This window comes from Burkholderia sp. Bp9142, assembly GCF_003853415.1.
Taxonomy (GTDB): Bacteria; Pseudomonadota; Gammaproteobacteria; order Burkholderiales; family Burkholderiaceae; genus Burkholderia.
The window spans coordinates 1-456 of record NZ_QTPP01000115.1; the positions used below are offsets into that span (position 1 = coordinate 1).

At 63.2% G+C, this 456-nt stretch carries 1 pseudogene; it reads right to left on the bottom strand.

Annotated elements, in window-relative coordinates:
• A pseudogene (locus DIE22_RS38570) lies at positions 1-456 on the bottom strand (RHS repeat domain-containing protein); the annotation flags it as partial.

Consider the following 456-nt stretch of genomic DNA (forward strand, 5'->3'; position numbering starts at 1 on the left):
GGCGTACCGATCTGGTCGCAGTGGTAATAGAGCAGTCTTGCCTCCGCCCGCCGCTCCGGCACCTTCTGCAGCGGATCGTCTTCCGGCGCGTAGCGGTCCGTGCTCTTCCATTCCGGCGTCTCAATTCCCTCGACCGGTTCTGCGACGTACTGCGCCAGCGGCACAAACGTTCTCGGCTCGTACAGATAGTGCGTGCCGCTCTCCCCATCGCTTTCGTACGCCAACGTGTCGCCGTCCCACCCGAACACCGTCCGCTTGCCGTTCACCTCCTTGGCGATCCGTCGACCGAAAGCGTCATAGAAATACCGTGACTGACTCTGCCGCGACGTCTCCGCAACCCGAGCGGACAGCAAGCGATTGAACTCGTCCCACTCGTAACCCTGCTCCCCCGCCGGCGTACGCTTGCGCACCAGATTTCCGCGTGCGTCGTACTCGAAGTGCATCCCCGCATACGCC